The organism is Cellulomonas citrea (assembly GCF_009829685.1).
GTDB lineage: Bacteria > Actinomycetota > Actinomycetes > Actinomycetales > Cellulomonadaceae > Cellulomonas > Cellulomonas citrea.
Map to the genome: position 1 here is coordinate 1 of NZ_VWSD01000097.1, position 11726 is coordinate 11726.

Sequence of the window (11726 nt, forward strand, 5' to 3'; positions counted from 1 at the left end):
CTCGGCGAGCACGGCCCGTGCGTGCGGCAGCAGCGCGAGCCCGGCGTCGGTGGCCTCGACCCGGCGCGTGGTCCGGGCGAACAGCGCGGTGCCGAGCTCGTCCTCGAGGGCCCGGATGGCCGCGGACAGCCCGGACTGCGAGACGCCGCAGATCGCCGCCGCCCGGGTGAACTGCTGCTCGTCGGCGAGGGCGACGACGTACTCCATCTGACGCAGATCCATTCATCGACCCCAGTGATGGATTCCATGACCAACAGTGGTTGGACTTCTGTGTCCAGCGTACCTACCGTCGAGGCACCAGCACCCAGGAAGGCTCTCCATGAAGCAGCGTCAGCTCGGCCCCCGCACCGTGAGCGCGATCGGTCTCGGCGGGATGCCGATGTCCATCGAGGGCCGGCCCGACCGCGACCGGTCGGTCGCCACCATCCACGCCGCGCTCGACGCCGGCGTCACCCTCATCGACACCGCCGACTCCTACCACCGTGACGCCGGTGAGGTCGGGCACAACGAGGAGCTCATCGCGCAGGCGCTGCGCACCTGGGGCGGCGACACCAGCGAGGTCCTCGTCGCCACCAAGGCCGGGCACCTGCGCCCCGGTGACGGCACCTGGACCCAGGACGGGCGCCCCGAGCACGTCGTCGCCGCGGCCAAGGCGTCGGCCGCACGCCTCGGGGTCGAGGCCATCGGGCTGTTCCAGTTCCACCGGCCCGACCCGCGCGTGCCGTTCGCCGACTCGGTCGGTGCGCTGCGCACCCTGCTCGACGAGGGCGTCATCGTGCTGGCCGGGGTGTCCAACACCTCGGTGGCCCAGATCGACGAGGCCCGCCAGATCCTGGGCGACGACCTCGTGTCGGTGCAGAACCAGTTCTCCCCCGCGTTCCGCAGCTCGCAGGTCGAGCTGGAGCACTGCGCGCGGCTCGGCCTGGCGTTCCTGCCGTGGTCGCCGCTCGGCGGGATCGGCGACGCCGCCGCGCTGGGCAGCCGGTTCGCCCCCTTCGCCGCGGTCGCGGCCGAGCTCGGGGTGAGCCCGCAGCAGGTCGCGCTCGCCTGGGAGCTCGCGCTGGCCCCCGTCGTCGTCCCCATCCCGGGAGCCTCGCGCCCGGCCAGCATCCAGGACAGCGTGCAGGCGGCCGAGCTCGTGCTCACCGCCGAGCAGGTCGCCACCCTCTCGGCCGCCTGAGCACCGCCAGCCCCACCCCCAGTCGAAGGAGACGGACCCGTGAAGACCTTCACCCTGCCCGGCACCGACATCGTCGCCCCCAACGTCGTGCTCGGCCTCATGCGCATCGACGACAAGTCCGACGAGGAGATCCGCACCCTCGTGCACACGGCACGTGAGGCGGGGATCAACTTCCTCGACCACGCCGACGTGTACGGCGGTGCGCTGCACCACTGCGAGCGCCGGTTCGCCGAGGCGATGGCCCTCACGCCGTCGCAGCGCGACGAGCTGACGATCCAGACCAAGTGCGGCATCGTCCGCGGCCCCGACGGGGTCTCCAACGCCGGGTTCGACTTCTCCTACGAGCACATCACCGCCTCGGTCGAGGGGTCGCTGCAGGCGCTGGGCACCGACCGGCTCGACGTGCTGCTGCTGCACCGCCCGGACGCGCTCGTCGAGCCCGAGGAGGTCGCCCGCGCGTTCGACGACCTGCACGCCGCCGGCAAGGTGCGAGCGTTCGGCGTCTCCAACCACACCGCCGGCCAGATCGAGCTGCTGCGCCGGTACGTGCGCCAGCCGATCGTGGCCAACCAGCTGCAGCTGTCGATCACGCACTCGACCCTCGTCGCCCAGGGGCTCGCGGCGAACATGGAGAACGAGCGGCAGTCGACCACGCTCGACGGCGGCGGTCTGCTCGACTACTGCCGGCTGCACGACATCACCGTCCAGGCGTGGTCGCCGATGCAGGCCGGGTTCTTCAACGGCCCGTTCCTCGGGTCGCCGGACTACCCCGAGCTCAACGCGGTGATCGACCGGCTCGCGGCCAAGTACGACGTGCCGCCGATCGCGGTCGCGACCGGCTGGATCACCCGGCACCCGGCGTCCATGCAGGTGGTGCTGGGCACGACGACGCCGGCCCGGGTCGCCGGCGCCGCCCAGGGCTCGCAGCTGCCGCTCACGCGGCCCGAGTGGTACGAGCTGTTCGCGGCCGCCGGGCACATCGTCCCCTGAGGCCTGCGCCCGGCCGGCCCCGGGACGGGCCGGTCGGGCGCAGACATGCTGCTCGGGTGCTCCTGCTCAGCAGCTCCTGGTCAGGTGCCCCCGGTCAGTAGCCCCGCGAGGTGTCGGCGCCGGTCGCCACGCCCTGCAGCGCCGCGACGAAGGCGTCCACCGTCGTCGGCTTGGAGAACATCGGGTAGTCGTAGGCGATGGCGTTCTCGTGCTCGGCCGCCGAGGTGCCTGCGACCGCGTCGGTGAGCGTGACGACCTCGAAGCCCTTCTCGTAGGCCGAGCGCATCGTCGACTCGACGCAGCAGTTGGTGAGGAACCCGGCGAGCACCACCGTCGTGATGCCCTTCGACCGCAGGATGAAGTCGAGGTTCGTCGAGCCGAACGCGTCCAGGCCGCGCTTGCCCTCGATGACGATGTCGTCGCCCGCGGGCGCCACGTCGGCCACGATCTGTGCGCCCCAGGTGCCCTGCACGAACGCGGTGGAGTCCACCACGCCCTTGAGGATCCCGTAGGGGTGCGCGGTGATCTCGTGGTAGCCGGGGGCGAACGAGATCGGGCTGTGGATGACCGTCACACCCGCGGCCCGGGCGGCCTCGAGCGCCGTGCGGGCATGGGCGAGCATGTCGGTCGCGGCCATGGACTCCTGGACCGCGCCGTGCAGTGCTCCTCCCTCGCTGGTGAAGTCGTTCTGGAACTCGATCAGGACCAGTGCCGTGGTTGCCGGGTTCATCGGTGCTCCTTTGCTGGATGTGCTCGGACGGACGTGCGGTCGAAGAGTTCAGCTGTGGTCGGGCCTCGTCGGGTCGGCGGTGGGGGGCGTGGCGCGGACCTGCTCGGCGAGCAGCTCCAGCACATGACGGTAGGTCCGGCCGGTGGCCCGGGTCATGCCGAGCTCGCAGGTCCGGTTGCAGCTCGCGTGGGCGTCGGCGCCCAGGGCCGCGACCTGCGCCGCCTCGCGGCGGGTGGCCGAGGCCGTGAGCTCGGGGTGCAGCATCCCGCGGTCGCCGGCGAAGGCGCAGCAGCCCCAGTCCTGCGGCACGGTGACCTCCTCGGCGACCGCGCGGCCGACGGCGAGCAGGTCCTCCCCGAGGCCCAGCTGCACCGAGGAGCACGTGGGGTGCAGCACGAGCGAGGCCAGCCGGGGGTGCTCGCGCAGCACCGGCAGCACCCGCCGGGCGACGAACGCGACCGCGTCGACCACCTCGACGTGCAGGTCCGGGTCGTCGGCGAGCAGGTGCCGGAACCCCTCGGTGCACGAGGACGCGTCGCAGACCACGGGCAGCCGGCCGCCGTCGGTGGCCCGGTCGATCACCGGCAGCACGCGCCGACGCATCGCCTCGTACCCGTCACGCACCCCCTTGGACGACCACGGCGTGCCGCAGCACAGACCGTCGATCTCGGGCGGCACGAGCAGCGTGATCCCGGCGGCCCCGCACAGCTCCTCCATGCTCACCTGCACCCCGGCGCCCTCGGCCGGGCCGAACATCGTGCCCACGCAGGCCGGCAGGTACACCGCGTCGGGTTCGCCGACGGGGGCCGGACGGCGCCGGCGCGCACCCCCGGCGGGCAGCTCGGACGACCACAGCGGGACGGTGTCCTCGCCCAGCACGGCGCGCGCCACGCGGTTCACGGCGGTGAGCGCGGGCTGCACCGGGGCCGGCAGCGCGGCGGTCAGGTCCATCGCGGTGCGGGCCACCGACGTCGTCGCCCGCCAGTGCCCGGCGGCGGCCGTCCAGGCCGCGGCGACCGGGCCCGGCCCCTGCTCGGCGCGCAGCCTCTTGACCAGCAGCCCGGTGTTGATCCGCACCGGGCACGCCGTGCCGCACATGCCGTCGACGGCGCACGTGTGCACCCCCGCGTAGCGGTAGTCACGTTCGAGCCGGTCGGCGAGCTCGTCGTCACCGGCGGCCCGGGCAGCGGCCACGTCACGACGCAGCGCGATGCGCTGGCGCGGGGTGAGGGTGAGGTCGCGCGACGGGCAGACCGGTTCGCAGTAGCCGCACTCGACGCACCGGTCGACCTCGGCCTCCACGGTCGGCGCCAGCTTGATGTGCCGCAGATGGGCCTGCGGGTCGTCGGTGATGACCACCCCCGGGTTGAGCCGCCCGACGGGGTCGAACGCGTCCTTCACGCCCCGCATCACGTCGTACAGCTCGGCGCCGTACTGGCGTTCCACGAACGGGGCCATCACCCGACCGGTGCCGTGCTCGGCCTTGAGCGTGCCGCCGACCCCGAGGACCAGGTCGACCATCTCGTCGGTGAACCCCGTGTACCGACGCACCTGGTCGTCGGTCTCGAACCGGTCGGTGAGCATGAAGTGGACGTTGCCGTCCTTCGCGTGACCGAAGATCACGGAGTCGGCGTACCCGTACCGGTCGAACAGCACGGCGAGCTCGGCGCAGGTGTCGGCGAGCCGTTCGACGGGCACCGCGACGTCTTCCAGCAGCGCCGTGGTGCCGCTGCGCCGGGCGCCGGCGACCGACGTGTACAGGCCCTTGCGCAGGGTCCACAGCGGGCCGCGGACGGCCGGGTCGGTGCTCAGCCGCACCGGGGCAGCCAGCCCGAGGTCGTCGAGCGCAGGCCGGGCGTCGTGCGTGACCTGGGCGAGCTCCTCGGCGGTCGCGGCCTGGTACTCCAGCAGCAGGGCCGCCTGCCGGTCGACGGTGAGCGCGCGCACCGCCGCGGGGGCGTCGGGGAACGCCTGCCCGACCCGCAGCGACGTGGCGTCCATGAGCTCGAGGGTCGCGGCCCCGGTGGCGACCAGGGCGGGCAGCGCCCGGTTGGCGGCGTAGAGGTCGTCGAACACGAGGAGCGCCGAGCTGGTCGCCGGCCGCACCGGGACGGTGGCGAACGTCGCCGAGGCGATGAACGCCAGAGTGCCCTCGCTGCCGACGAGCAGGTGGGCCAGGATCTCCGGCACCGTGTCGAAGTCGAGGAAGGCGTTGACGGAGTAGCCCATGGTGTTCTTCATGGCGAACAGCCGCTCGACAGTCGCCACCGAGGCGGGGTTGTCGCGGACCCGCCGGCGCAGCGCGAGCAGCCGGGCGTGCAGCTCGGGCTCGAGCGCGGCCAGGCGCCGGTCGGCGTCGGGTGCGGCGGTGTCGACCACGGTGCCCGAGGGCAGCACGGCGACCAGGGACTCCAGCGTCCGGTAGGTGTTCTGCGCGGTGCCGCAGGCCATCCCGGAGGAGTTGTTGGCGACGACGCCGCCGATGGTGCAGGCCGTCTCGCTCGCCGGGTCGGGGCCGAGCGTGCGGCCGTGCGGGGCCAGACGCGCGTTGACCTGGCGCACGGTGGCGCCGGGCTGGACGCGGACCCGGGCGCCGTCGTCGAGCACCTCGATCGCACCGAAGTGCCGCCGCACGTCGAGCAGGACGCCGTCGGTGCCGGCCTGGCCCGACAGGCTGGTGCCCCCCGAGCGCAGCGTGAGCGGCACCCCGGCGGCCGCTGACGCGCGCATGAGCCGACCGACCTCGTCGGCGTCCCGGGGGGCCACCACGGCCTGCGGCAGCAGCAGGAAGTGCGAGGCGTCGTGCGCCAGCGCGTGCCGCTCGATCGCGTCGGTGCGCACCTTCGTCCGCTCGCCGGCGGCGGCGGCGAGCACGGCCGCGAGCGCCTCCTGGGTCGGGCGACCCGTCGGTCCGCCGGCCGGACGGGCGGGCGGGTGCGGGGTCGGGACGGCGGTGGTGGGCACGGTTCTCCTTGTCGACGCGGACGATTGTCGGACAAGTAGACCCACATGACAACACCCGTGGATCGCCTACGCTGCTGCACTGCGGGACGCGGCGCGCCCGGGCCCGGGACGCAGGTCCGCCGCGCCGCAGGCACCGACCGCGCACAGGAGGAGGCACCGCGATGGCACGGGGAGTCGTCGTGACGAGCCTGGTCGACGCCGTCGTCGAGGACCTGCGCAACCAGGTGGTCACCGGCACGCTGCCGCCCGGCACCCCGCTCACCGAGGCCGATGTCGCCGCGCGCTACGAGATCGCCCGCGCCAGCGCCCGCGCCGCCATCGAACGCCTCACCGGCGAGAAGGTGCTGGAGCGGCGCAACCACAAGACCGCGCGCGTCGTCGAGCTCGGGCCCGACGAGGTGCGCGACATCTACCGCACCCGCACCTACCTGGAGTCGGAGGTGCTGCGCCGCCTGGCCGCCCGCCGCACCGTCCCCGACGCGGCCCGGGCGGCCAACGCCGAGATCGCCACGCTGTGGGCCGACGGCTCGTACGCCATCGTCGAACCCGACATGCGCTTCCACACCAGCCTCATCGACGAGCTCGGCAGCACCCGGACCTCGGCGATGTACCACTCGCTCGCCTTCGAGGTGAAGCTCTGCATGGCCCAGCTGCAGGGCCGCCAGCGCCTGTCCCCGCAGATCATCGTCGCCGAGCACGCCCGGCTGCTCGAGCTCATCGAGGCCGGCGACGCCGAGGGGGCGGCCGCCCTGCTCGACGAGCACCTGGCGCGGGCCCGTGAGCTCCTGGCCGCCAGCCTCGGCGGCGAGGCCGGGCCCGAGGCCTTCGTCCCCTCCTCCGCCCTGCCCGTCTGACGCCCGGCCATCCCGGGGCGGCTGGCCCTTCTGCACGCGAGCCACATCCCCGCCCACCGTGCGCACCGTGCCCCCTGCCTGCTGGCCTCCTGCCCTGCTGGCTGCCAGCCAGCTCGCAGAACTGGTCACTTGGGCGATCGACACGCCGAGACGCCCTCCTCAACTGACCAGTTCCGCATGGCGCAAGCGCACGGGGCGGGGTGGGGCAGGTGGGAGCGGGGCAGCTGGGAGCAGAGCGGGCTCGTCGGTCGTTGGGTCAGACTGGGCGTGCCCGGCGGGTGCCTGACGGCCGGACGCCCCTCGTCCGCACCGGAGGTTCCTGCCATCGCACGCCACGTCGTCACCCACCAGGGACGGGGATGAGCTCCCTGGTCAACCAGCTGCTCACCGCCTCCCCGCTGTGGGTCTCCTGCCTCGTCGGGCTGCTCGTCTTCGCCGAGGACGCGATCTTCGTCGGCTTCGTGCTGCCCGGCGAGACCGCGGCGGTGCTCGGCGGGGTCGCCGCCAGCCTGGGCCACGTCGAGCTGCCCGTGATCCTCGCCGTGGTCGTCGGTGCCGCGATCATCGGCGACAGCGTCGGCTACGAGGTGGGTGCCCGGCTCGGCCCGCACGTGCTGGACGCCCGTCCGCTGCGACGCCACCGGGAACGGCTGGCCGGGGCCGAGGCCCTGCTCGCCCGTCGGGGTGGGCCCGCGGTGTTCCTCGGCCGGTTCGTCGCGTTCTTCCGCGCCGTCATGCCCGCGCTGGCCGGCATGTCGCGCATGCGGTACCGGACGTTCGTGACGTTCAACGCGGTCGGCGGCCTGGTGTGGGGCACGGCGTTCGTGCTGCTCGGCTACGCGGCCGGCACGTCCTACCCGGCCGTCGAGCACGCCGTCGGGCGCGGGGCGACCGTCGCGGTGCTCGTCGTCCTCCTGGTGGGGCTGCTCGTCTGGCGGCTGCGCCGCCGTGCGAGGTAGGTCCGGGACCACGCCGTCCCGTGACTGATTGTTGGGCAAACCCAAACTCGACTCGTGCCTGGACTCATCCCATGACAGGGGTGCAGGCTCGAGTCATCGAAGGGGAGTAGCTCCCGCCCACCCGCCACCGCGGCGTGGGCGGCGGTGCGTCGACACACCGGCGGTCATGACGACCAGCCCGGCGCACCACCTCGTGCAGGCACCACCGGCCCGGGGCGAACGAGACCTTCGGCCATGTCCGCATGGCCGGGTCGCGCCCGTCGTCGCCCGGTCACGTCCGTCGAGGTGAGCCCGTGCCTGCCGTCCTGGTCCGCCGCGTCCTGCTGTGCCTGGCCGTCGCCGCCCCCGCCCTCGTGCTGCGGGCGACCGGCCTGGCACCGAACCCCGTGCTCGACCTCGTCGTCTTCGGGGCTGCCGTCGTCGCCGCGTCGTTCCTGCTCGCCTGGGCCGCCGAGGCCGCGCAGAAGGACATCTCCGGGGCGCTCGCCATCGCGATCCTCGCGCTCATCGCCGTGCTGCCCGAGTACGCCGTCGACCTCTACTACGCCTACCGGGCCGGCTCCGACCCGACCTACGTGCACTTCGCCGCCGCCAACATGACCGGCTCCAACCGGCTGCTGCTCGGCTTCGGCTGGCCGCTCGTCGTGCTCGTGGCTCTCGCCGTCGCCGGCCGTGCCGCCAAGGCCGCCGGGCACCCCGGCCCGCGCGCCCTGCAGCTGCCGGAGGACAGCCGCCTCGACATCGGCGTGCTCGCGCTGCTGTCCGTCGTCGCGTTCGCCATCCCCGTGATGCGCTCCATCCCGGTCTGGTTCGGGGTCGCCCTCATCGCTGTCTTCGCCGCCTACCTGTGGCGCGCCGGGCAGGTGCACGACGAGGGCGAGGAGGAGTTCGTCGGGATGGCCGCGCACATCGCCGGGATGGACACCCGGCCGCGACGAGCGACGGTGACCGCCCTGTTCGTCGTGGCGGCGGGCGTCATCCTGGCCTGCGCCGAACCGTTCGCGACCGCCCTCGTCGACTCCGGGAGCGCCCTGGGCGTCGACCCGTACTTCCTCGTGCAGTGGCTGGCACCGCTCGCCTCCGAGGCGCCCGAGTTCATCGTCGCGGTGCTGTTCGCGCTGCGCGGCATGGGCCCGGCGGCGATCGGCACCCTCATCGCCTCGAAGATCAACCAGTGGTCGCTGCTCGTCGGCTCGCTGCCGGTGGCGCACGCGGTCGGTGGCGGCGGGTCCGTGCTGCCGCTCGACGCCCGGCAGGTCGAGGAGTTCACCCTCACCGCCAGCCAGGTGGTCCTGGGCGTCGCCGTCATCATGACGCTGCGGTTCCACCGCCGGTCGGCGATCGCGCTCGCCGCGGTGTTCGCGCTGCAGTTCGTCGTGCCGGGCACCACCGGGCGCTATGTGCTCAGCGCGCTGCAGCTGGCCGCCGGGCTGGTGCTGCTCGTGGTGCACCGCCGGCACCTGGTGCCGACGCTCACCGCACCGTTCCGACGGGCGAGCTCGCCGAGCGAGCAGGCACCCGAACCCGCACCGGTCGGCTGACGCCCGGAGGCCGCGAGGCGCCTAGCGGCTCACCCACACCGCATCGGCGACGGCGTCGGTGAGGCTGAGCGCGGACTGCTCGTCAGCCCCGAGCCGCACGGTGACCAGCCCCACCGACTCACGACGCCCGGTGACCTGCACCGGCGTGCCGACCCGCACCCCGTGCTCGTCGAGGTACCGCAGCACATCGGGCTCCTTGTCGGCGATGCGCACCACCTGCGCGTCGTGCCCGGTCGGCGAGTGCCGCAGCAGCACGGCCGGCGGGCGGGTCACCCGGCCCTCGGCATCGGGGATCGGGTCGCCGTGCGGGTCCACGCTCGGGTGACCCAGCGCCTCGTCGATGCGGGCGAGCACCCGTTCGGAGATCGCGTGCTCGAGCACGTCGGCCTCCTCGTGCACCTCGTCCCAGCCCATCGCGAGCTTCTCCACCAGGTACGTCTCCAGCAGCCGGTGGCGGCGCACCACCCGCAGCGCGATCCGGCGCCCGGCCGCGGTGAGCGCGATCCGGCCGTACGGCTCGTAGTCGATGAGCCCGTCCCGGGCCAGCCGCTTGAGGTTGCCGGACACCGTCGACGGCGTGACCGCGAGGGTCGCCGCGATCTCGTTGGTCGTGATGGCGGCCGGCGACCACTCCTGCGCCTTCCAGATGACGGTGACGTAGTCCTCCGCCATCGCGCCGACCCGCTGCTCCACCATGGCGCCAGGGTAACGAGAGCACCTCGCGCGGGTCACGTCCGTCCATCGCCGCAGCCGCCCCGATCGGAGGGTGGGAAAGCACTCCTCCCGGGCCCGGCGGCGACCAGGGCTCCCTAGGGTGAAGGCCATGCCCCGCCAGCGCAGGCCGCCCGCCGCGACCGGTGCGCTCATGGCTGCGGTCGGCATCGGCGCCTTCGTCGATGCGGGCATCTTCATCCTGCTGCTGCTCACCAGCTCGGCCCAGACCGTCACCTGGTGGGTCACGGCCGTGGTGCTCGCCAACCTCGTGCCGCCCGTGCTGCTCGCCCCGGTGCTCGGCTGGGTGGTGGACCGCACCTCCGGGCGCGGGGCCTGGGCGAGCGCGCTCCTGGTCTCGGCCGTGTGCGCGGGCGGGATCGCGTTCCTGGACTCCCCCGCCGCGCTCGTGGCGCTGGCCGCGGTGCAGGCCACCTGCTCGGTGGTGCTCTCGGCCGCCGCATTCCGGCTGCTGCCGACCGCCGACGGGATGGACGAGCACCGGGCCAGCTCGTTCGCGGTCGGGATCGCGTCGGTCGCGGCGATCGGCGCACCCCCGCTGGCTGCGTTCGCCGCGGGTCTGGGCACCGATGTGGCGTTCGTGATCTGCGCGGGCCTGCTCGTCGTCGCCGCGGTCGTGGTGCTGCGGACCGCACCGCGCTCGGTGCGGGTGGACGTGCGCGGCACGCCGTGGCACGAGGTGTGGCTGGGCAGCCGGTCGATCCGGACGGTCGCGGTGCTGCGCACCTTCCTGCCGGTCGCGATCGGGGTGGTGCTCATCGCCTCGATGGAGGGCGTGGCCGGCGTCTTCTACCTGCAGGCGGTCACGGGCAGCCCGGTGGGGTACGCGCTGCTGCTGTCGGCCTGGGCGGTCGGGTCGCTCGCGGGGGCCGTGCTCACCGACAGCCGGAGGTTCACCCTGGGGCCGGCGGCGAGCATCCTGGTCGGCGGGTTCGCGGTGGCGGCCGCCATCCTCGTCGAGGGGCTGGTGGCGTGGGCCCCGGTCATCGCGGTCGTGTTCGTCGCCGGCGGGGTGGGCAACGCGATCCACAACGTCGGCATCCGCACCCTGGTGTACGCGCACGTGCCCCGCGACCAGCAGGCCCAGGTGTGGTCGGTCGCCGGTGCCGGCTTCTCGGCCGCAGCCGCGTTCGGCAACCTGCTCGGCACCCCCGATGTGCTCGCACCGGCGCGGGCGGTCATCGTGGCGGCCGGGGTGCTCGGCGTCGGGCTCGTCGTCGTCACCACCGGCGTGGTGCTCGCCCGCGGTGGCAACCTGCGCCCGGCCGAGCCGGTACCGGACCCGGCACCTCCGACCTGACGACGGTCAGCGGGCCGACGCCGGGTCGACGAGCGAGGCGAAGACGACGACGTTGTCCTCGTAGTGCCCGGCCGCGGCGTCGAACTCACCGCCGCAGGTGATGAGCCGCAGGCTGGCACCCGGGGTGTCGCCGTAGACCGCGGCCGTCGGGAACGCGTCCTTGGGGTACCGGCCGACGAGGGTCACCGCGAAGGTGGCCGATGTGCCGTCCTGCCGGTCGACCAGCACGAGGTCGCCGACCCGCAGCGCCGCCAGGTCGTGGAACACCCCCGGCACCCGGTCCAGGTCGACGTGCCCGGCGATGACGGCCGGGCCGCGCTCCCCCGGCGTCGGCGCCCCGGTGTACCAGCCGGCCGGGAACGGGCCCGACGGGACCTCGAGCGTCCCGTCCCGCCGCAGCCCCAGGGCCACCAGCCCCGAGTCGACGGCGATGGCGGGCACCCGCAGCCGCACCGGGGCCGAGGCCGGCATCGCAG

Annotated in this window: 11 protein-coding genes; 6 read left to right on the forward strand and 5 right to left on the reverse strand. The window is 73.9% G+C overall.

What is annotated here, in order from left to right; genetic code table 11:
* A partial coding sequence (locus tag F2B26_RS11090) for a LysR family transcriptional regulator (RefSeq protein ID WP_159809315.1) occupies positions 1-222 on the reverse strand: 222 nt, incomplete at its 3' end.
* Positions 223-319: 97 nt separating this feature from the next.
* Between F2B26_RS11090 and F2B26_RS11095 the strand changes: the two genes are divergently transcribed.
* Positions 320-1180: an aldo/keto reductase gene (locus F2B26_RS11095; RefSeq protein WP_159809317.1), complete on the forward strand. Its 861-nt coding sequence runs from the start codon at positions 320-322 to the stop codon at positions 1178-1180.
* A gap of 39 nt (positions 1181-1219) precedes the next feature.
* Positions 1220-2170 carry an aldo/keto reductase gene (locus F2B26_RS11100; protein ID WP_159809319.1) on the forward strand — a complete coding sequence of 317 codons (951 nt, stop codon included), beginning with the start codon at positions 1220-1222 and terminating at the stop codon, positions 2168-2170.
* A 94-nt stretch (positions 2171-2264) separates the two neighbouring features.
* On the opposite strand, the gene F2B26_RS11105 is transcribed toward F2B26_RS11100, so the two are convergent.
* Positions 2265-2900, reverse strand: coding sequence for a cysteine hydrolase family protein (locus tag F2B26_RS11105; protein ID WP_159809321.1), 636 nt, complete (start codon positions 2898-2900; stop codon positions 2265-2267).
* 48 nt (positions 2901-2948) lie between these two features.
* Complete coding sequence (locus F2B26_RS11110) at positions 2949-5774, reverse strand: FAD-binding and (Fe-S)-binding domain-containing protein (protein ID WP_201292709.1); 2826 nt, start codon at positions 5772-5774, stop codon at positions 2949-2951.
* A 251-nt stretch (positions 5775-6025) separates the two neighbouring features.
* Here F2B26_RS11110 and F2B26_RS11115 point away from each other — a divergent pair, with 251 nt between their 5' ends.
* The 3 genes from F2B26_RS11115 to F2B26_RS11125 all read left to right on the forward strand — a co-directional run bounded on the left by F2B26_RS11115 (position 6026) and on the right by F2B26_RS11125 (position 9218).
* Positions 6026-6718: a GntR family transcriptional regulator gene (locus tag F2B26_RS11115; RefSeq protein ID WP_159809325.1), complete on the forward strand. Its 693-nt coding sequence runs from the start codon at positions 6026-6028 to the stop codon at positions 6716-6718.
* A gap of 359 nt (positions 6719-7077) precedes the next feature.
* Positions 7078-7677 (forward strand): DedA family protein, encoded by a 600-nt coding sequence (locus F2B26_RS11120; RefSeq protein ID WP_159809327.1) that lies wholly within the window; start codon positions 7078-7080, stop codon positions 7675-7677.
* A gap of 293 nt (positions 7678-7970) precedes the next feature.
* Complete coding sequence (locus F2B26_RS11125) at positions 7971-9218, forward strand: calcium:cation antiporter family protein (RefSeq protein WP_235929622.1); 1248 nt, start codon at positions 7971-7973, stop codon at positions 9216-9218.
* Positions 9219-9239: 21 nt separating this feature from the next.
* On the opposite strand, the gene F2B26_RS11130 is transcribed toward F2B26_RS11125, so the two are convergent.
* A complete protein-coding gene (locus tag F2B26_RS11130; protein ID WP_159809331.1) occupies positions 9240-9914 on the reverse strand; it encodes a metal-dependent transcriptional regulator in 675 nt (224 codons plus the stop codon).
* Between the two features lie 127 nt (positions 9915-10041).
* On the opposite strand from F2B26_RS11130, the gene F2B26_RS11135 reads away from it, so the two are divergent.
* A complete protein-coding gene (locus tag F2B26_RS11135; protein ID WP_159809333.1) occupies positions 10042-11250 on the forward strand; it encodes an MFS transporter in 1209 nt (402 codons plus the stop codon).
* A gap of 6 nt (positions 11251-11256) precedes the next feature.
* Here F2B26_RS11135 and F2B26_RS11140 read toward each other — a convergent pair.
* Positions 11257-11726, reverse strand: a 470-nt coding sequence (locus F2B26_RS11140) for a class F sortase (protein WP_159809335.1), incomplete at its 5' end; no start/stop codon positions are given.

Excerpts from the sequence above, each read along its gene's own strand:
- F2B26_RS11105 (WP_159809321.1), bottom strand. The coding sequence starts at position 2,900 with ATGAACCCGGCAACCACGGCACTGGTCCTGATCGAGTTCCAGAACGAC.
- F2B26_RS11120 (WP_159809327.1), top strand. The coding sequence starts at position 7,078 with ATGAGCTCCCTGGTCAACCAGCTGCTCACCGCCTCCCCGCTGTGGGTC.
- F2B26_RS11130 (WP_159809331.1), bottom strand. The coding sequence starts at position 9,914 with ATGGTGGAGCAGCGGGTCGGCGCGATGGCGGAGGACTACGTCACCGTC.
- F2B26_RS11115 (WP_159809325.1), top strand. The coding sequence starts at position 6,026 with ATGGCACGGGGAGTCGTCGTGACGAGCCTGGTCGACGCCGTCGTCGAG.
- F2B26_RS11135 (WP_159809333.1), top strand. The coding sequence starts at position 10,042 with ATGCCCCGCCAGCGCAGGCCGCCCGCCGCGACCGGTGCGCTCATGGCT.
- F2B26_RS11095 (WP_159809317.1), top strand. The coding sequence starts at position 320 with ATGAAGCAGCGTCAGCTCGGCCCCCGCACCGTGAGCGCGATCGGTCTC.